17 protein-coding genes, 1 pseudogene and 1 other annotated feature are annotated in these 19982 nt (G+C 48.4%); of the genes and pseudogenes, 8 read left to right on the forward strand and 10 right to left on the reverse strand.

Going from position 1 to position 19982, the window contains the following annotated elements; translation table 11 throughout:
* Positions 1 to 608 precede the first annotated feature (608 nt).
* From MJO46_RS19675 to MJO46_RS19710, 8 genes are all read right to left on the reverse strand, one after another.
* Positions 609 to 893, reverse strand: a complete 285-nt coding sequence (locus MJO46_RS19675; RefSeq protein WP_253990778.1) for a DUF2798 domain-containing protein — start codon at positions 891 to 893, stop codon at positions 609 to 611.
* 71 nt (positions 894 to 964) lie between these two features.
* A complete protein-coding gene (locus MJO46_RS19680; RefSeq protein WP_253990779.1) occupies positions 965 to 1396 on the reverse strand; it encodes a glycerate kinase in 432 nt (143 codons plus the stop codon).
* Positions 1397 to 1466: 70 nt separating this feature from the next.
* The gene (trpA, locus tag MJO46_RS19685) at positions 1467 to 2288 is read right to left on the reverse strand and encodes a tryptophan synthase subunit alpha (RefSeq protein ID WP_253990780.1); all 822 of its coding nucleotides are present in this window, start codon (positions 2286 to 2288) and stop codon (positions 1467 to 1469) included.
* Positions 2289 to 2293: 5 nt separating this feature from the next.
* A complete protein-coding gene (gene trpB / locus MJO46_RS19690; protein ID WP_253990781.1) occupies positions 2294 to 3484 on the reverse strand; it encodes a tryptophan synthase subunit beta in 1191 nt (396 codons plus the stop codon).
* Positions 3485 to 3591: 107 nt separating this feature from the next.
* A complete protein-coding gene (trpCF, locus tag MJO46_RS19695; RefSeq protein WP_253990782.1) occupies positions 3592 to 5070 on the reverse strand; it encodes a bifunctional indole-3-glycerol-phosphate synthase TrpC/phosphoribosylanthranilate isomerase TrpF in 1479 nt (492 codons plus the stop codon).
* Between the two features lie 6 nt (positions 5071 to 5076).
* Positions 5077 to 6123, reverse strand: a complete 1047-nt coding sequence (gene trpD / locus MJO46_RS19700) for an anthranilate phosphoribosyltransferase (RefSeq protein ID WP_253990783.1) — start codon at positions 6121 to 6123, stop codon at positions 5077 to 5079.
* Positions 6120 to 6722: an aminodeoxychorismate/anthranilate synthase component II gene (locus MJO46_RS19705; protein ID WP_253990784.1), complete on the reverse strand. Its 603-nt coding sequence runs from the start codon at positions 6720 to 6722 to the stop codon at positions 6120 to 6122. The genes trpD and MJO46_RS19705 overlap by 4 nt, the downstream gene beginning before the upstream one ends.
* Before the next feature lie 12 nt (positions 6723 to 6734).
* Positions 6735 to 8363, reverse strand: coding sequence for an anthranilate synthase component 1 (locus MJO46_RS19710; protein ID WP_253990785.1), 1629 nt, complete (start codon positions 8361 to 8363; stop codon positions 6735 to 6737).
* Between the two features lie 97 nt (positions 8364 to 8460).
* Positions 8461 to 8568, reverse strand: a sequence feature (Trp leader region).
* A 210-nt stretch (positions 8569 to 8778) separates the two neighbouring features.
* Here MJO46_RS19710 and MJO46_RS19715 point away from each other — a divergent pair.
* The 5 genes from MJO46_RS19715 (at position 8779) to rluB (ending at position 12672) form a co-directional block, all read left to right on the forward strand.
* Entirely contained in the window at positions 8779 to 9639 is an 861-nt protein-coding gene (locus MJO46_RS19715) for a PHP domain-containing protein (RefSeq protein WP_253990786.1), read from the forward strand.
* The gene (locus MJO46_RS19720) at positions 9636 to 10256 is read left to right on the forward strand and encodes an L-threonylcarbamoyladenylate synthase (protein ID WP_253990787.1); all 621 of its coding nucleotides are present in this window, start codon (positions 9636 to 9638) and stop codon (positions 10254 to 10256) included. Before MJO46_RS19715 ends, MJO46_RS19720 begins: the two co-directional genes overlap by 4 nt.
* Before the next feature lie 159 nt (positions 10257 to 10415).
* Positions 10416 to 11204, forward strand: a complete 789-nt coding sequence (locus tag MJO46_RS19725) for a ScpA family protein (protein WP_253990788.1) — start codon at positions 10416 to 10418, stop codon at positions 11202 to 11204.
* 3 nt (positions 11205 to 11207) lie between these two features.
* Entirely contained in the window at positions 11208 to 11804 is a 597-nt protein-coding gene (scpB, locus tag MJO46_RS19730) for an SMC-Scp complex subunit ScpB (protein ID WP_198780357.1), read from the forward strand.
* On the forward strand, positions 11797 to 12672 hold the full coding sequence (gene rluB, locus MJO46_RS19735; RefSeq protein ID WP_007649268.1) for a 23S rRNA pseudouridine(2605) synthase RluB: 876 nt from the start codon (positions 11797 to 11799) through the stop codon (positions 12670 to 12672). Before scpB ends, rluB begins: the two co-directional genes overlap by 8 nt.
* Positions 12673 to 12739: 67 nt before the next feature.
* On the opposite strand, the gene MJO46_RS19740 is transcribed toward rluB, so the two are convergent.
* A complete protein-coding gene (locus MJO46_RS19740) occupies positions 12740 to 13477 on the reverse strand; it encodes a YciK family oxidoreductase (RefSeq protein ID WP_253990789.1) in 738 nt (245 codons plus the stop codon).
* 260 nt (positions 13478 to 13737) lie between these two features.
* Between MJO46_RS19740 and MJO46_RS19745 the strand changes: the two genes are divergently transcribed.
* The 3 genes from MJO46_RS19745 (at position 13738) to MJO46_RS19755 (ending at position 18600) form a co-directional block, all read left to right on the forward strand.
* Positions 13738 to 16221, forward strand: a complete 2484-nt coding sequence (locus MJO46_RS19745; protein WP_253990790.1) for a VolA/Pla-1 family phospholipase — start codon at positions 13738 to 13740, stop codon at positions 16219 to 16221.
* Between the two features lie 123 nt (positions 16222 to 16344).
* Positions 16345 to 17361, forward strand: a complete 1017-nt coding sequence (sohB, locus tag MJO46_RS19750; RefSeq protein WP_253990791.1) for a protease SohB — start codon at positions 16345 to 16347, stop codon at positions 17359 to 17361.
* A 207-nt stretch (positions 17362 to 17568) separates the two neighbouring features.
* Positions 17569 to 18600: an AraC family transcriptional regulator gene (locus MJO46_RS19755; protein WP_253990792.1), complete on the forward strand. Its 1032-nt coding sequence runs from the start codon at positions 17569 to 17571 to the stop codon at positions 18598 to 18600.
* Between the two features lie 29 nt (positions 18601 to 18629).
* On the opposite strand, the pseudogene MJO46_RS19760 reads toward MJO46_RS19755, so the two are convergent.
* Positions 18630 to 19802: pseudogene (locus tag MJO46_RS19760) on the reverse strand (SO2930 family diheme c-type cytochrome).
* Between the last annotated feature and the right edge of the window lie 180 nt (positions 19803 to 19982).

Genomic DNA, 19982 nt, shown 5'->3' on the forward strand with positions numbered 1-19982 from the left:
TATCTCTGCCATAACTGATTTGGCAATCCATTTATCTCGCTAATAGCGTTTTCAGCTATATCTTCCTGCTACGGTTATCTTGGATGATAACGGATAGGTAAATTAGCACTTTGAAAAATACAAATGCAAATCGTTATCATTTGAGTGCGTGGAATGGTTAATACTTTTAGCGGATATAAAAAAGAATTGTATTTTGTATGGCTGTGACAATGTTTGGTGACTATTGTCGTTGGCAAGAGAGACGTTTTTTGTGGAATGATGTTATGAATTACTTTGTAAAACAGTCTATTAATTTATTTTTAGGTCTAAATACCCATTCAGCTCGACCCGTTGAATTGACATTGAATACGCCCTAAATGAGAGGTGATAGTGACAAAATGAGGTCAGTGTAAATCGACTGTAAATCTCTAGATATTGAACTTTCGATGAGAGGACGATGATATTTTGTTGTTTAAAAACGGCACTAAATAAAGGGTCATTAGGGCGTTAGTATGGTTTCACGCAGAGTGGAAAGCTGATGTGTCATGTTAATTGACCTGTTGAAAACCGTTTTTAACGACGGTTTTCGGTTTTAATTCATAAACAGGATGAATAAATATCTGCCAATACTAAGGGAGTTCGACAAAGGCGGCGGTGAGTTTACGTACTAAAGGTAACACCATCAGCAATGTCGGAAAGGCAACAATCCATGAGATCAGCCAAGCGCCGAGCCAGAGTTCGATAAATTGCGCTGAAGCGCCAACGCCATTGAAAGTGCTGATCCCAGAAACGATACAACTCATGAGAATAGAAAGAAAAAAGGGCATAACCACAGTGGCATACTTGGCCGGTAATTTTGGGGTGCCCAAAAAAGTACGAGGTTTGTTATCGGGTAAAGATTTAGAAACGGTCATCGGATCCTCTAATGGAAATGTATCAGGCGAATGATTGGCTAAAGGCTAGCACTATACCTTCTTTTATCGACTCAATTCATCCAATTTGTTACCCAAAGTTCACCCGTCACATTAACCCAATCACTGAGTGAGATAGGGGATTTCCCCAGTTCATTATCGAAGGGGATCTGTAAGTTTGATTGCAACAGGTAAATCGTATCTTCGGGTGTTTGGCTGATGTCGATGATTTGTCCTGAAGCTTCAAAGTGGCAGTTATGCAGCGGAAACTGCATATGCTGACGTGGCGCTTGCTCAATGATGTCAACTTGAGGGCTCGCATTCGCCAGCCGACCCAATAATTCGACCGTCACCCATTGGTTAAGGGGAAAGCGCGCTTTTGCCTGCTGATCGCTGCCTTGGTAGTAAAACCAAATGGGCGCGCCATTGTCGCATTTTGCGGCTACTTCCCCTTCAAATCCACAGCCCCATGGTGTGAGTTCGAGAATATAGATCCGATACTGCATAAAAAGTCCGTTTTATTGTTGATGCGTCCATGCTACCGAGGAACTGTGACTAAATAAATACACAGTTAGTTTAGGTTGCCGCCTTCATTGCGTGAGTAAATTCCCCGAGCGTTGCAAGTAGCTTAGCTTCATCGTGCTGGTGGGTTTCGATGATTTTTACGACAGCAGAGCCTGAAATCGCCCCCGCAGCGCCCGCTTTGATGGCCTCGCTCACCTGTGAAGGCTCGGCAATACCAAAACCGAGGAGCGGTGGCGGCGCGTTAAAAGTCTTTAACTGAGATAAAATTTCCTCTACCGGCACGCCAGCTTTAGTGTCTGTGCCTGTGACCCCTGCGCGGGATAACAGGTAAGTGTAACCTTCACCGCTTTTACTCACTTGCTCAAGGGTTTCACTGTCGGCATTGGGCGGCGCGATAAAAATGGGTGCAATACCATGGGCTTTAGCGGCCTCGCTAAAGGGCGCGGATTCTTCCACAGGCACATCGGCGATAAGTACTGAATCCACACCCGCGTGCTGCGCTTTGGCGTAAAACGCATCTATGCCGTTAGCAAAAACTAAGTTTGCATACAGCAGCAAACCGATTGGCAGTTCAGGGTATTTGGCACGCACTTGGGCAAGCAATTCAAAACACGCCGTTGGAGTCGTGCCCGCGGCTAAAGAACGCAGGTTAGCGCCTTGGATCACAGGGCCATCGGCCAAGGGATCGGAAAACGGAAAGCCCAGTTCTAAGGCATCTGCGCCGTTTTGCACTAAGGTATCGATAATTTTTAGTGATAACTCAGGGCTAGGATCGCCAAGGGTGACGAAGGGGACAAAAGCGCCACGACCTTCTGCCTTGAGTTTGGTAAAGGTGGCTTGGTATCGGCCAGTGTTGGTAGACGTGTCACTCATGCTTATTATTCCTCTTTACCATTCAAAATGTCAGAAACGGTGAAAATATCTTTGTCGCCACGACCGGAAAGATTGACCACTAAAATGGTTTCCTTAGTGCACTCGCGCGCCATTTTGACGGCATAGGCGAGGGCATGGGCCGATTCCAATGCGGGAATAATGCCTTCGCAGCGCGCCAGTTGTTGGAAGGCTTCTAAGGCTTCATCATCGGTAGCCGATTCATAACGGGCGCGGCCTGTTGCATTGAGGTGCGCGTGCTGCGGGCCAACGGAGGGGAAGTCCAATCCGGCTGAAATCGAGTAAGATTCTTCGATTTGCCCTTCGCTGTCTTGCATCAAAGGCGCTTTCATGCCGAAGAAAATACCTGTCTTACCGTGTTTGAGCGGCGCGCCGTGCATTGGCGTGTCTATGCCTTTACCCGCAGGTTCGACGCCAATCAGTTCGACACTTGGCTCGTCAATAAAGTCAGCAAACATGCCGATAGCGTTAGAGCCGCCACCCACACAGGCGATAACGGCATCGGGCAGGCGACCTTCACGTTCCAGCATTTGCTTCTTGGTTTCTTCGCCAATAATACGTTGGAATTCACGCACGATTGTTGGGAACGGATGTGGCCCCGCGGCTGTACCAAGTAAATAGTGGGCCTTTTCGTAGCTGCCAGACCAGTCGCGCATCGCCTCGTTGCAGGCATCTTTTAGGGTGGCAGAACCTGAGGTGACAGGAATGACTTCTGCGCCCATCAAACGCATTCTAAATACGTTAGGTGATTGGCGCGCAACATCTTTCGCGCCCATATAGACTTTACATTTTAAGCCTAATAGCGCGCAGGCAAGGGCGGTGGCAACGCCGTGTTGCCCTGCGCCAGTTTCGGCAATAATTTCCTTTTTACCCATGCGCTTAGCCAGCAAGGCTTGGCCTAATACTTGGTTAGTTTTATGGGCGCCGCCGTGGAGTAAATCTTCCCGTTTAAGGTAGATTTTCACCATAGGGTTTGGGCTTAAATTGCGGGTTAAGGTGAGCGCCGTTGGCCGACCCGCGTAGTTTTTTAGTAAATCGGTAAATTCGGTTTTAAAGTCGTCATCATCTTGGGCTTCCACAAAGGCAGTTTCTAATTGCTTAAGGGCTGGCACTAAAATCTGTGGCACATACATGCCGCCATATTCGCCGAAATAAGGGTTAAGCTTTAGCTTGGTCATACCGTGTTCCTTATCTTATCAATCTGTTTATCAATGGCTTTACGCTCAAACATGTTTAAATGCATTGCTTTAGCTGAGCCACAGATATGAATGTTTTATCTCGCCATTTAGAAGCGTAAATTGGCAAAAGCCGTTTGGATCAGTTGCGCCGATTTAATCCCTGCGGCGGTTTCTAGGCCAGAATTAAAATCTAATCCGTAAAATCCTTGGGCATTGGCACTGGCCGCATTGTCTGGATTGAGTCCACCCGCCAACATGGCATGGGCCTTTTGCTGGCCTAAGGACTTCACATTAATATTTTGCCAATTAAAGGCTTGGCCCGAGCCGCCAAATTGGTCTGCCGTTTTACTATCAAACAGATATCGCGATGCTCCCTGAGGTAAGTTACCCATTTCCCCCGTTTGTGCATCGACGCTGACGGCTTTCCAAATTTGAGTGGTGAGTCCTGCTTGCTTAAGTCGCTCTGCGAGCTCTGCAATTTCAAGTTCTGTTTCCGCGCCGTGGAGCTGCACCGCAGCTAACTGCAAACGGGCGGCGATATCACAAATGGTTTCTGGCGCGGTATTAACAAATACGCCGACGAACTCAATGGCGGGGGCTGCGGATGCGCGATATTCCCTGAGCAATTGTTCAGCGGCATTAAGGGTTAAGGCGCGCGGGGATTTTTCAGCAAAAATCAGCCCGCCATAGACGGCGCCTGCGGTTGCCGCGGCGCGAATATCTTCCACACGGGTGAGGCCGCAGACTTTATTGTGACCGAAGATCAATTTACGGCAGGCGAGGTCTATATCAGACTCGGCCATAATCGAGCTGCCAACGAGGAAACCATCAACCAGTGGACTCAGGCGGCGTACTTGCTCATTGGTGTAGATGCCTGATTCGCTGATCACCACGCGGTCACTACCAATGTGTGGCGCAAGCGCTTCTGTGGTGGCGAGATCGGTACTCAAATCCCTTAAGTTACGGTTATTGATCCCGATAATTGGCGCATCTAATGCGATGGCGCGTTTAAGTTCCTCTTCGTTACTGACTTCGGTCAGTACATCGAGACGATACTTAGCGGCTTCTTTCACTAGACCTTGATATTGTTCATCATCCAGTACGGATAGCATTAACAGAATCGCATCGGCGCCTTGGTGGGCGGCGAGTTTGATTTGGTATTCGTCGACAAAAAAATCTTTACACAGAATAGGTTGGTTCACCCGAGCGCGCACCTTAGGGATATAGTCCATATCCCCTTGGAAGAATTGCTCGTCGGTTAATACCGAAATACCCGCCGCATATTTGCCATAAATATCGGCAATGGCTTCCACATTAAACACATCGCGAATAAGCCCTTTCGAGGGGCTGGCTTTTTTACATTCTAAAATGTAACCCGCCTTAGGCGCCTTGAGTGCGGCAAATAAACTGCGGTCAGAGATTTTTGGCGATAAGCTTGCCTCAGGGAAACGCAGTTTCAGGGCGGCAATATGGGCCGCTTTGGTATCGACTATACGGGTTAACACATTACTTTTTGGCATAGGGTTAGTTTGCGCCTGTGGCTGAGTTCTCATATCTTGGCTAGCTGTTATCGGTTCTTGAGTCATGGCCACTTATTCCTTGGTTTCACTGCTGACTTTAGCTAATTGGCTTAACAATTCAAAGGCTTTACCGCTTTGAATGGTTGCGAGCGCCAGTAAGGTTCCTGCTTTGACTGAATCCGCAATCCCACACACATACAAAGCACAACCGGCATTGATGGCGACCGCATTAGTGTGTGCATCCGTGCCGTAACCTTTTAAAATTGCCTCGGTGATCAAGGCATTCTTGGCGGGTTCGCCCCCTTCTAAGTCCGTTATTTGCGCTAAAGGCACGCCTAAATCGGCGGGCGTGAGCTGATATTCTATGATATCGCCGTCTTTTAACTCGGCCACTTGGGTGTTGCCGTGCAGTGCGATTTCATCTAAACCGCTACCGTGCACTACCATAGCGCGTTTTGTGCCAAGCGCCTTTAATACTTTCGCTATCGGTAAGACTAACTCTGGGCTGTACACACCAAGCAACATAAACTCGGGGCGGGCAGGATTGATAAGCGGCCCTAACACATTGAATAAGGTGCGTGTTTTCAGAGCTTGCCTGACTGGCCCCGCATGTTTTACTCCGCCGTGGTAGTGGGGCGCAAACAAAAAGCACAGGTTCAATGCGTCGAGGCAACGACTGGCGGTGTCTGGTGACATGGTTAAGTCGATGCCAAATTGCGCCAATAGATCCGATGAGCCCGATTTACTCGACACGCTACGATTGCCGTGTTTGGCGACCTTAGCGCCCGCCGCCGCGGCCACAAAGGCCGCAGTGGTGGAAATGTTAATGGTATTAAAACCATCGCCACCTGTGCCAACGATGTCAACGATGCCATTGCTAAGGCTATCGCCACTCGTGTAGGGAAAAGTCTTGGCGGCGGCGCGCATCGCATCGGCGGCGCCGCTGATCTCATCTATGGTCTCGCCGCGTATTTTCAGCGCGACTAACATGCCCGCCATTGTGGCTTCACTCATTTCACCGCGAATTAACGCGCTAAAAATTTCAAAGGTTTGCTCGCGACTTAAACTTTTACCTTGGTATAAAAGGTCGAGTAAAGGCTGAGTAGGATTGGTACTCATGCGCTTACTCCTGTTGTCATTTCTTGGGTAAGAAAGGCTAAAGTTTGAATAAGCAGTGTGCTGCCCAACGTCGTTAGAATCGATTCTGGGTGGAACTGAAAGCCAACGGCTCTGTGCTCAGGGTGCAAAATCGCCATCGGCATAGTGTCAGTCGTTGCGATCACTTGCAGGCAATCAGGCACGTGAGTGGCGACGAGGCTGTGATAACGGGCAACGGGCAGGGGAGAGGGCAAACCGGCAAATACGCCAGTGCCATCATGGAAAGTCGGGCTTGCCTTGCCGTGCACCACAAAGGGCGCGCGCGCCACTGTGCCGCCGTAATATTCCACCATGGCTTGATGTCCAAGGCAGATCCCTAGCATAGGGACTTTACCTGCGACTTTGGCGATAAGCGCCATCATAGAGCCCGCCTCATGGGGCGCGCCAGGACCGGGTGATAACACCAGCGCTGCGGGTTCTTGTTCATTAAGCAGTTTTTCCGCGATATAGTCGGCGGCAACATCGTTGCGATAAATCACCACTTCACAACCTAGGCTGCGAAATTGATCCACTAGGTTGTAGGTAAAGGAGTCAAAGTTATCGAGTAGATAGAGTTTCATATTTGGCTCCTATTATTGCGGTATGTTGAGGTTTTGATTTACTGGTAGTCCAGCGCCCATCTTGATGGCCGAAATCACGGCTTGGGCTTTTTGACGGGTTTCGTCAGCCTCGCTTTGGGGATCAGAATCAAATACCACGCCCGCGCCCGCTTGAATAAAGGCGGTGCCATTTTTAACAAAGGCGGAGCGAATAACGATGCAAGTGTCCATATCCCCAAGGGCGTTAAGGTAACCCACTGCGCCGCCGTAGCTGCCGCGGCGGGCTTTTTCCGCTTGGCGTACCAGTTGTGATGCGCGTACTTTTGGAGCGCCCACTAATGTGCCCATATTCATACAGGCCTGATAAGCATGCAGGGCATCTAAGTCCTGGCGCAGTTGCCCCGTCACGCGACTAACGAGGTGCATCACGTGGGAATAACGGTCCACTTTTAATAATTCAGCGACTTTACGGCTGCCGCTTTGGCTGATGCGGGCGATATCGTTGCGCGCTAAATCGACCAGCATTAAGTGTTCCGACAGTTCTTTTTTATCTAAGCGCAGTTCAAGTTCGATACGGCTATCTAAGTCAAAATCAATCTCACCCGTGGCGGTTTTGCCACGCTTACGAGTGCCGGCAATCGGGTAGACTTCGACTTGATTACTGCTGGCATCAAATTTGAGCGCACTTTCTGGCGAGGCGCCAAACAGGGTGAAATCATGGCCCCTAAAATAAAACATGTAAGGGCTTGGGTTTGTCAGGCGCAGAGCACGATAAGCGCCTAAGGTATTCGGGCAAGGCAAACTAAAGCTACGGGATGGCACTACTTGGAAAATATCCCCCGCAATAATGTGTTCTTTCAAATCGATAACGGTTTGTTTGAACTCCTCATCGGAAATATTGACTCGCTCAGTCGCGTCGATGGCGACCAGTGTCGGAATATCAGCAGGTGAATTACCGAGGGTTTGACACTCTGCGGTTAAACTTTGTACCCGCTCACTTAGCGCGGTAGTGACAGTGGCACAGTGATCCGAATCAAGGCTGAAGTTATGGGTAATAATGTTGGCTTGTTTCAGCTTATGGTCAATCAGGATTAAGGTTTCGGCGAGGTAGAATAAGTAATCTGGACAATCGTTATCGCGATTTGGTGCGGCAGGCAGCGGCTCAACGGTATCAATCAAGTCGTAGGCTAGTACGCCACCTAAAAACAGATCCTCAACGGCGGGTTTAGTTTGGCCGTCAGTATGAGCGCCACAATCAATTTGCTGGATAAACATCCGCAGGCCATCGAGTGGCGAGGTAGATTTTAAGCGTGCATCTTCATCCTGCAACTGAGTGTCTTTTTGCAGCGTCACCACTAAGGTTAAGTTATCACAGGCAACACTGGCCGCTGCGCTGAAAAACCGTGCGATAGGGGCGAGTAAGCTCGCGCCATTGTCGGTCAGTGCGGTGAAGGTCAGTTGGTAACTATCGCAGCGGATCATCATGGCGGCATGGGTCATTACCATGCTTTTTACGTGATCTTTACTGTCGATTTCGGCCGATTCGAGCAACATAGTATGGGGCGCATCTTGGGTGATGTGCTGATATAAGCGCAATGGGTCGCTGTGGTAGGTTAATGCCGCCTTGAGCGTGCTTGAGCGTGCGAATGTCTGTTTGGGCATGTTCATACTCCAGCTACCTGATTAAATGTCTTTAACATCATGAGTTATCTCGCTTTCTTAACTTTTTACCCGAGTTTGCCGACATTTTTCGCACCTAACAAAAAAGCCCGCATTTCTGCGGGCTTCTTGTTGATTCTGGTCACTTTCAAATGAGCACAGAGCTTCACACCACCCGCTACGTTGGGAAGTGCCACCACCAAATGATGTTTAATGAAGCGTTAATGTGGGTCATTCAAAAGGGTCTCGCTAATTCGTTAATGGACCTATAGAAAACATGAGCCGAGCAATAATGTCAATTGAATATTTTTCAAATTAGATCATTTGTGGTCAAAAATCCTTAGGTTAAATCGGCAATCCTTGGCATAAAGTGCGAGATAACTGCACATTTCTTAACAAATTCGCGTACAATAGCCCCATGAATACTCAAAGCATATTGGCTGATTTACACAGCCACACGACCGCGTCCGATGGTCAGTTAACGCCGTCTGAATTGGTGGCCAGAGCCCTTGAAAAGGGGGTGCAATTATTTGCCATTACCGATCACGATACGGTTGCAGGTTTAGCAGAGGCCCGTCACTTTAATCAGGCCCAGGCGAACCCGCTTAAATTGATTTCAGGGGTCGAAATATCGACTCGCTGGAACAGTTATGATATTCACATCGTTGCGTTGAATTTCGATGCCGATAACCCAGCGCTATTAGCATTTTTAGAAAACCAGCGCGAATTGCGCGAGTTACGTGCCCAAGAAATTGGTCATAGATTAGCTAAGGCGGGCATTGAAGGTGCCTACGAAGGTGCCAAGGCATTGGCGGGTGATGCGGCTTTAAGCCGTGGTCATTATGCCCGTTGGATGGCGGAAAATGGCCATGCTGTGGATATGCCAAGCGTATTTAAACGCTATCTGGCTCGCGGTAAAACCGGTTACGTGCCCAATAATTGGGGCGATATGGCCAGCGCGATTGCAGTGATCCACAACGCAGGTGGATTAGCTGTTTTAGCCCACCCTAGCGGTTACAAGTTATCGGCTAAGTGGCTTAAGCGTTTAGTGCGCGAATTTAAAGAAGCGGGTGGAGATGCCATGGAAGTGGTACTCGGCCAGCAAACGGTGGACGATAGGGCAAATCTTGCAGCTCTTAGCGTTCAAAATCAGTTGCTTGCATCGATAGGAAGTGATTTTCACTTTCCAAGTAATTGGATAGAATTAGGTAAAAATCTGTATCAGCCCCAAGGTATTGATTGGGTCTGGCAGTCAGGATCTTGGGTGGAACGACCATGAGTCAGTTTTTTTATGTACATGAAGTAAATCCGCAAACACGCCTTATCAGTCAAGCCGTTGCCGCCTTAAAAGCGGGCGGTGTGATTGTTTATCCCACCGATTCGGGCTATGCCTTAGGCTGCTTGATTGGTGAGAAAGACGCGATGACGCGGATGGCGCGCATTCGTCAAATCGAGAACGATCATAACTTTTCATTGATGTGCCGCGATTTATCCGAGCTTGCGACTTACGCTAAAGTGGATAATCAGGCCTATCGCATTCTAAAAAGTTGCACGCCTGGGCCTTATACCTTCATTTTCAAAGCGACCAAAGAAGTGCCGCGTCGGCTGCAAAATGATAAGAAAAAAACCATAGGTATTCGCGTGCCCGACAATGTGATTGCGCTGGCACTGCTCGAAGCCTTAGATGCGCCGCTGATGTCAACCAGCTTAGTGATGCCGAATGCGGAATTTGCCGAGTCGGATCCCGAGCACATTCGCGATCTGCTCGAACATCAAGTGGATGTGATTATCCACGGCGGTTATTTAGGCGAAAAGCCGACCACAGTGATCGATATGTCCGAAGATGGCGCCGAAATTTTGCGTGAAGGAGCGGGGGATATCAGCCCTTTTCTGTGATTGCGACAGTTTGAAAACTCATTTATCGGTTTCTTTCGCGGCATAAAGCGGCTATTTGGCAGTTTTATCGCCGCAAATTTACGGGTATAATCGCGCGTTTGGCGTAAGGCCATAGGTGATTGTGTTAAATCTGTGGGTGTGACACGGAGAAAATGGCGGATGCAGGGCACGCAACAGAGTTTACCCTTAGCCGTTATTCGCGGTCAGGCAATGACCGAAATGCCGCAGGATTTGTTTATTCCGCCCGAGGCATTGGAAGTTTTTCTGGAGTCCTTTGAAGGGCCATTAGATTTACTTTTATATCTGATCCGTAAGCAAAAATTAGATGTTGTCGATTTACCCATTCAGCAAATCACCGCCCAGTATTTAGAATACATCGCGATGCTGACCCTGGCGCGTATCGAGCTTGCCGCCGATTACTTAGTGATGGCAGCAACCCTTGCGGAGATTAAATCCCGTTTGCTGTTGCCGCGTATGGTGGCAGAGGATGAGGTTGAGGAAGATCCGCGGGCGCAACTGATCCGTCAGTTAAAAGCCTATGAAGTGATTAAAGAAGCTGCGCAAAAAATGGACGATCTTCCGCGGCTTGAGCGGGATGTATTTCAAGCAAAGGCGATGGCCGCACCGAGTATTAAGCCGTTAGTGATCCCGCCAGAAGTTTCGTTATTTGAGATTGCCCGCGCCTTTGGCGATGTGCTCAAACGTATTGATGCCAATGAAGATCATCACGTTAAGCGTGAACATTTGTCGACCCGCGAGCGCATGAGCCAGATTTTAGCCATGTTGAACTCGGAGGATTTTACGGCATTTGAACGCTTATTTACCGTAGAAGAAGGCCGTGCAGGCGTGGTGGTGACCTTCTTAGCCTTGATGGAATTAGTCAAAGAGTTATTGGTCGAATTGTACCAAACAGAACCGTTTTCAATTATTTACGTAAAGGCCTATTAATTGATGCAGATAAATCCAATTCAATTAAAACAGCTGATAGAAGCGAGTCTGTTTGTATTGGGGAAACCCTTGTCGGTGAAAATGTTGAAAGAAACGGTACTCGTGGATTTCTCCGTTTCCAGAGACAAAATCAAAGCTGCATTGGACGAGCTGCAACAGGATTATCAGGAAAGAGGTGTGCAACTTGTGAAAGTCGCTGGGGGTTACCGCTTCCAGACCTTAGACGTACTGAGTCCTTTTTTGCAGCCCCTGTGGCAAGAAAAAGCGCCAAAATATTCGCGCGCGACATTGGAAACTTTGGCTGTGATTGCCTATCGTCAACCAGTGACCCGCGGCGATATTGAACAGGTGCGCGGTGTGGCCATTAGTAGCCACATCATTAAAAGTTTGTCAGATAGACATTGGATTAAAGTAGTTGGCCACAAAGAAGTCCCGGGGCGACCCGCACTGTATGCCACTACCTTAGAATTTTTAGCATATTTTGGCTTAGACACCTTAGCGGATCTCCCCGCGCTTACGGATGCTGAGTCATTGCAGGCGGTTTTTTCAGGACTGAAATTAGCGCCAGAACAGTCAGAAGAGCAAAATACTAATGAGTGAAAAATTGCAGAAAGTCTTGGCCCGTGCAGGCCATGGCTCCCGTCGTGAGATGGAGGCATGGATTGCTGCAGGTCGAGTTAGTATTGATGGTGTCATCGCTAACCTCGGTGACCGCATCGAAGCCGACGCAAAAGTGCGTATCGATGGTAGAGCGATTTCGCTTAAATCCGCCGATGATGTGATTTGCCGTGTGCTGGCATACCATAAACCCGAAGGCGAGATTTGTAGCCGTAAGGATCCCGAAGGTCGTCCAACGGTATTTGATCGTCTGCCTAAAGTGCGAGATTCGCGCTGGGTAGCCGTCGGCCGTTTAGACATTAACACTTCAGGTTTATTGTTGTTTACTTCAGATGGTGAATTAGCGAACCGCTTAATGCATCCATCGAACGAGGTTGACCGCGAATACGCCGTACGTACCTTCGGTGAAGTCCCTGAAGCCACGGTTCAGCGTCTGCGTACCGGTGTGATGTTAGAGGATGGCCCAGCGCAATTTGATAGCATCAAAGCCGCGGGTGGTGAAGGCATGAACCAGTGGTGGCATGTGTGTTTACGGGAAGGCCGTAACCGCGAAGTGCGCCGTCTCTGGGAATCCCAGGAAGTGCAGGTGAGCCGTTTGATCCGTATCCGTTATGGTATGGTCGAATTACCGAAATCTTTACCCCGTGGCGGCTGGGTTGAATTGCCAATAGAGCAAGTCAACTATTTGCGTCAATTGGCGGGTCTTGAACCCGAAACCCGCACTATGCTTGCCGCCGATAAACACAGCGTGGCCCGTGCTCAGGTCAAGAGCGCCAAAATTCGCCGCGCCGTGCGTAAGCATAAAGTCACTGGGGCGGGAAAAGCTAAACCAACGCGCCAGCGTAGTTAAGTTGTTCTATTCCAATGAAAAAGGCCGCTTAGCGGCCTTTTTGCTTTCTGTTAAATAAAAAATAAATTTACTGGGCGTTAAATTGCTGACCATTGACTGCGCTAGAGTCTTGCCCCATCAAATATAAATAGGTTGGCATAATTTCTTCAGCGGTTTTTAAATCTAATGGATTTTCAGCTGGATAGGCTTTTGCACGCATCTCAGTGCGGGTCGCACCTGGATTGATGCTGTTAACGCGTACTGAAGTGCCATCGCATTCGTGGGCGAGAACTTGCATCATGCCTTCGATGGCAAATTTGGAAAAGGCGTAGGGGCCCCAGTAGGCACGGCCCTGACGGCCAACACTGCTTGAAGTAAAGATAATCGAGGCGCTTGGCGCTTGACGCATGATGGGCAGCAGGGCTTTAGTCAGCATCACTTGGGCCGTCACATTCACTTTGAGCACATCTTCGAGGGATGGAATATCAATATGTTCGAACGGGCCTAGGGCGCCGAGTAAACTGGCGTTATGCAGTAAACCATCCAAATGACCAAACTGCTCGCTAATGGTTTCAGCCATATCACGGTAATTTTGCTCGGTCGCACCTTTAAGATCTAAGGGCACAATGGCGGGTGTTGGGTAACCGGCCTGTTCGATTACATCGTAAACGGCTTCGAGTTTTTTCACTGTTTTACCGAGTAAAATCACAGTGGCGCCGTGTTTGGCAAATTCAATTGCCGCCGCGCGACCGATACCTGCGCCAGCGCCTGTGACCAGGATAGTTTTACCTTGGAGTAAATCTTTTGCTGCTTGATATTCCAACATGAGCCTCTTTTTCCTCTTGGCGAAAATGCCCGCCACTTCTAGAGTCGCCGAACTGATAAACGCTCGTTTCAAACAAACGAATGAAACCTTGTTATCAATAGCTAAAATGTTTGTGACAAACTTGTGGCTAACTCAATATTTTTACGTTAACTTGAAACGAGTTAGGGCTAACATAAGCCCTATTAGTCATAGAGTTCGCGCTATTGTGACTAATTTCTTGGGGAAAACAAAATTATTACAACAAGATTTGGGGAAAAAAAATGAAAAGACTCATTTTGTGTGTTGCGATTGCATCTGCACTGGGCCTCACAGGATGTAGCGAGGACAGCTATAACGAACTCAAGGATAAGACTGATCCGCTCATCCCTGAATCCCATATGGTGTTCGACCCCGCTAATTCAAAGGTACCATTGCCAAACGATTTACTCTTTAGTGGCACGACCGATGGCACATTGTCGATTCCGGGTGAAAGCTCGGGCAACTATGTCGATCCACAAATCGCGCTTGGGGCGTTAGATGGTTGGTCGACAACATCACCGATTTCTATTGATATTGAAGTAGCAAAAAAACACGATGGTACACCACTGACCTTAATGGCGGCCTCCGTTGCGCAGCCAGGTGCGGTGAGAATGTTTGAGGCTACTGTGGGTGGTCCATTGTCTTCCGATCCTGAGTGCAAGGCTAAACCGTCGGTTTCAGCCTGTAAAGTGGGCGCCGAGTTACAGTTTGGCGTTGACTTTGTCTCGACGGCTTCTGGTAATAAAGTGGTAATAGTGCCACTCAAACCCCTTAAGGCTGGCCAGTCTTACATCTATGCCACCACTAACCTTATCCAAGACTCTGAGGGCAGAGGGATCGCTCCTTCAACAACCTATGGGCTGTTGAAAATGGATATCGAGACTTTACCCCTAGAAACCCCAGATCAATTGATGCTGCAAACCTTAGTCAACAGTTATGAGAAAGGCATTGCTGCGGCACATAATGTGGATACCTCCACCATTAGTTATGCAGGGCTATTTACGACTCAATCGGTTGCAAACGTCTATGAAACCACAAAATTGCTGATGGCACAGGGCGCGCCCTATGCGCCAAGTTTTGCGCAAATGCCAACGCCTACAGGTATCACAGTGGCTCAAGCAGCAGGACTAGGTCCTGAAGACGGTGCTGCCTATGTCGTGTCGAGTTTAGCGGATGTGTATACCGCTAAGATTAAGTTGCCGATTTACGGCGATTGTTCATCTGTGGGCTGTTTATCTTCAACGGGCCAACCTTTGATCAACGGCCACTGGAAAGCCCAAGGTGATAGTCCTGTTTCGGTATTATTAGCGCTGCAAGCGGGTACTTTGAGTCAAACCAACTTTGGGATGCAAGCCGTGGCTAACGGCATTGAAAACCCTGCCGATGCCTTAGCCAATCCGGCTTTGATGGCGGGCAAAACTTGGTTGCTAGATGATGGTACGCCGGCCGATAAAACCAAGCATTTAACGAAATTTAACCCTATCCCAGCAATTAAAGGCTATGAAACTGTCTCTGTACTGATTTCAATGCCTAATGCGACTAAATTAGCTGGCTTCTATCAGCAGCAAGGTTTGACTTTCACGCCGCCAACGTCAGGCTGGCCAACCACAATTGCCTTACATGGTTTAGGTGGTGGTAAAGAAATGTCACTGGCCTATGCTGGTACCTATGCGGCGATGGGCGTCGCCACTATGGCTATCGATATGCCACTCCATGGTGCGCGCTCCTTCGATGCGAACGGCGATGGGATTTATGAAGTCTCAGCAACTGATCCTTCTTTTGGGGCTGTGATTGGTCAACCCGATGCCTTTAAAAATGGCAATCCGTTAGTGTTTGTGAATATTTCGAGCACTTTGTCGGTAAGGGATAATTTCCGTCAGGCGACAATGGACCATTTAGGCGTACGTCTGGCGTTAACGGGTTTAGCACAGGCGTTAGCGCAGGCAAATCAACCGCAGGTCTTTGACGTATCGAAGATCAGTGCCCAAGGTCTGAGCTTAGGTGCTATCGTTGGCACTGACTTTGCGACCTATGCCAGTACTGGTCTTAAGCATCCAGCGACGGGTGACACTTTACCTAATGCCTATGCTATCAATGCTGCGTCATTAGTGGCGCCTGCAGGAGGCTTAGCGGGCTCCTTTGCCGGCTCTGCAACCTTTGGCCCAGTGCTATTTAGTAATATTACCGCATCGGCAACCTTCCAGGCGCTGGTCGATAAAGCGAATACCGCAGGGTATGAGCCTGGCAGCCCAGAATATGCCGCATTAGTCGAAGCTGTGTACGCCCAGTTTATTCCCACCTTTGCCTTTGCGGTGCAAACGGCGGTGGACTCGGCGGACCCAGTGAACCATGCCGCTATGTTAAAAGCGACGGGTTTACCGGTTCATTTAATTGAAGTGGCAGGGGATGGCAACGGTAACTTACCGGATCAAGTGTTACCTAATCGCGTTGATAACTTCCCGTTATCGGGTACTGAGCCTTTGATCTCTGCTATTGGTTTACCTTGTGTCGACAGTACCAGTAAAGGTCCTGGCGCGGTGCGTTTCTCCAAGGGACACCATAGCTCTATTGTTGACCCAAGTGAGAAGGACTCCACCGATGGTATGGCTGCAGCAGCTACCGTTGAAATGCAAACCCAGGTAGCCACCTATGCCCTATCTGCGGGCAAAGGGGAAGCCACGGTTTTAGTCTCTGACAGTGGTGTGATTGCAACTTGTCCTAACTAATTGCCCTCAAATCCACAAAACCCAGCGAATGCTGGGTTTTTTTATGGGCCTTTAGGCTGTTAGAATAGCCCGCAATAAATTCAGTGAAGATATACGCAAATATGCGTCCCAATGGAGAGCACTTTGGAATTTTTATACGAGTATGGAATGTTTTTGGCGAAAGCCATCACTATTGTGGTCGCCATTATCGCCGTGGTCATTGTGGTGCTGGCTTCTACGGTAAAGCATAAGTCCGACAAGGGTGAGCTTAGGATCACTAACTTGTCTGAAGAGTTAGCCGAGCTTAAGCATGATTTGAAGGCTGAATTGCTATCAAAGAAACAATTCAAGGCCTACGAGAAACAATTGAAGGCTGAAGAAAAGGCCAAAGAAAAAGCCGCCGATGAAACCCACACTGGCAAAGTATTCGTGATCGATTTCAAAGGCAGTATCGATGCCGCTGAGGTGGCTTCACTGCGTGAGGAAATCAGCGCCATTTTAGCCATTGCCGAAAAAGGCGATGAAGTTATCGTCAATGTCGAGAGTGGTGGCGGTATGGTGCATGGCTATGGGTTAGCTTCCAGCCAACTCGACCGTTTACGTCAAGCCGATATTCCTCTGACCGTCTGCGTCGATAAAGTGGCGGCCAGTGGGGGCTATATGATGGCCTGTGTGGCCAATCGGATTTATGCGGCGCCCTTTGCTATTGTGGGTTCTATCGGCGTAGTCGCCCAGTTGCCTAACTTTAATCGGTTGCTGAAAAAACATGAGATTGACTACGAGCAACACACGGCGGGGGATTTTAAACGTACGCTGACAGTATTTGGTGAAAATACCGATGAAGGCAGGCAGAAATTCCAACAGGAATTGGAAGAAACCCATGTGCTGTTTAAATCCTTTGTGGGTAAGTATCGTCCAGAATTGGATTTGGCTAAAGTTGCGACAGGTGAGCATTGGTATGGCCAGCAGGCCATTGACTTAGGGCTTATCGATGCGATATCCACCAGTGATGATGTTCTCATGTCGCTGGCGGGTGAGCGTACCGTGTATAAGCTGCGCTATCAGATCAGGAAAAAGCTCGCCGATAAAATTGCCCATGGCGCATCTCTATCCGTTAATGCGATTTTTAATCGCCTCGTCGAGAAGAATCGCCCTATGTAAGGGCAAATGTAAGGGCAAATGTCACGGCTATGCCCCTTGATGCTGAACTCAGAACGCCTGCGATTTGCAGGCGTTTTTTATGGAAAATATCCATGGTACAAATTTGTACAATTTTCTAATATTAAGTTTAAATTAAGACTGTTAAAAATAAGGCAAATCTTATACAACTAATGGGTAAAGGATCGCACTAAGAGGAGGGGAGGTTTCATGTTACAACGCGTCGACTATAAAACGAATATGATGGTTGGAGACCAAACCTATCCTGCATTTGAACTGCGAAATATTTTGGACTTTATCGCCACCCAATTTGGGGCGACGGCGAAAGAGGAAGTCTGTTTGCATATTGGTCTTGGTCATCGGGAACTTGAGCACTACCAGTTTGTTTATGTGTGGCAAGTTGAATATGCCATGGAGTTTTTGCGTTTACAGAGCCAAGACCCAGATATTGGCACTAAATTAGGCTTAAGCTACACCGTGAGTAGCCTAGATGTGCTGTTACCGCATTTGGCACAGCTAACCACATTGCAAGCTTGTCTGCAGTTTGTCGTCAATCACCCTAGTTTAGTCGGTAGCTTTACCGATACTTTAATGCGGCTCGAAGACCAAAGCATTTGTATCCGTTGGTTGAATACGGGGCGCATTGAAAAGAGTCAATATCGGTTTCAGTTTCTTCACAGTATTGGCTCTTTGCTTGGGCTTGCGCGTGAGTTAACCGGGCAAACAATCCCTTTTGCCAGGATTAGCTTGGCGGAGCCAGCGCGCGATAGCCACTTTTTAGCGCAGGCAACGGGGGCTGAAATTTGTTTTGATAGCGAATATTTCGAATGGCATATCGATTTGAGTTGGCTGTCATTACCGATTATTTACACTTTTACCGAGCATCAAATTGCCGCGAGTGAGGTTAGGGCGGTTTCTTTTATCGACACTGTGCTAGGTGTTATCCGAGAGAGTTTCCCCAGTGTGCCAAACTTAGATGCGATGGCCGCTCATATCCATATGAGCGATAGAAGTTTTAGGCGAAAATTGGCTCAGTTGGGCTCAAGTTACCAGAGGCTGGTGGATCAAGTGCGTTGCCAAAAGGCGATTGAACTTATTCTCGCTAATCAATTGAGTATTGAGGCTATTGCCGAAACTATGGGCTATGCCGACGTCAGTCATTTTAGGCAATGTTTTAAGCATTGGATTGGTCATCCGCCCGGGTATTTTAGCCGCCTCAACAGCCATGAAATACATAAATAAGCTAAACACTGTTACCTAAATACGGCTCCCTATACACAGTTCCCTAAACTGGGTGCCAGTGAATCAATCCATTGCCTTATCAGTTCTACTCCCTCGCTATGCTCAATACTACGGCCTATGGGCGGCATTCTATCCTTAGGCTCTGACAGTGTTTGGCGGTACAGCATAATAGAGTGCTCCGCATTGCCGGGGACGATATCGTAATCGAGTCCTTTTGCTCCACCATCCCACCCTGGGGGCTGCTTGCAGATCCCATATTGATAACTACTGTGGTCGACATAAAACCCGAGTCTGAGTCCTGAGATGCTGGCAAAGCCATTGGCACTGTGGCAGTGGGCGCAATTCACATCTAAGTAGCCCTTAGCCCGGGCCGTTAAATCACTATTGGTCTCATTGATAGCAAAGGTTTTGCCTATTTCGCCTATGGGCGGTAAAGAGGTGATTAGCCCCTGCTGGGCCCACAGTTCCAACTGATTGATATTTTTGCCTTGATTGTGCACATCAAGGTTGAGTAGATGTGCCTTAAGGCCAATTGGGATGATTTGGCTGCTATTGTTTTGATTACTCTGGTGGCAAATTTTGCACTCGCCGCGACTAGGGATGGCATAGTCAAAGGTTTGAGTTTGGCCCTGATTGGTGAGTGTATGACGGACAGTGGCTCCCGCGGTTATCAGTCTGGCTTCTCCCTGCTGCCATTGGTAGGCAAGGCTAGTTCAGCCTAGGGATCTGTGGATTAACAGTCTGGTTTCGATAAGGGTTTCATTCGCAAAACCTGTAATGGCGGTGTCGAGTGGCAGGGTAAAGGTTTTGACGAGCACAGTGCCAACGGGGAGGTCAAATGCGTTCTGGGGTTGATATTGAATGGTTTTACCTTCGGGCAAATAGATAAAACGGTATTTACTGGCATAGTTTGAAAATAGCTGTGTCGCCAATTGGTAACTAAAACCGGGGGCTTTTGGCTGTGTGCTGGGGTTTAAAGGGTCGGTAAATAGTCCATATTGGCTTAATCTCGGGCAGTCTTCGGCCATTAGTGCCTGCCAGTTTACCTGAGATGTACTCTGCTCACACAAGCCTTGGGGTGTGGTGGGCACTGTGGGCACAGTGGGTGTCTCAGTACTGATATCTTGACTGTCACTGCCACCACAGGCGGCTATTTGGCTGCTGATAATGAAGATTAAGCTACACATTAAACTGTTTTTCATCGTAAACATCCATGCAATCGGAACTGTCTGCTATGTAAAAAGGCTGGCATGGCCCTGTCTCTCATACACAAATCCCTGAACAATGCTCAGGGATTTTTTTTGAACTCATTCCCCGCATTGTGATCAGATCGTCTAGGGCTAAATATTCGAGGCGATTATGATGAAGATGATGGATCCAGA

It is taken from the genome of Shewanella sp. KJ2020 (assembly GCF_024197625.1).
Classification (GTDB): domain Bacteria; phylum Pseudomonadota; class Gammaproteobacteria; order Enterobacterales; family Shewanellaceae; genus Shewanella.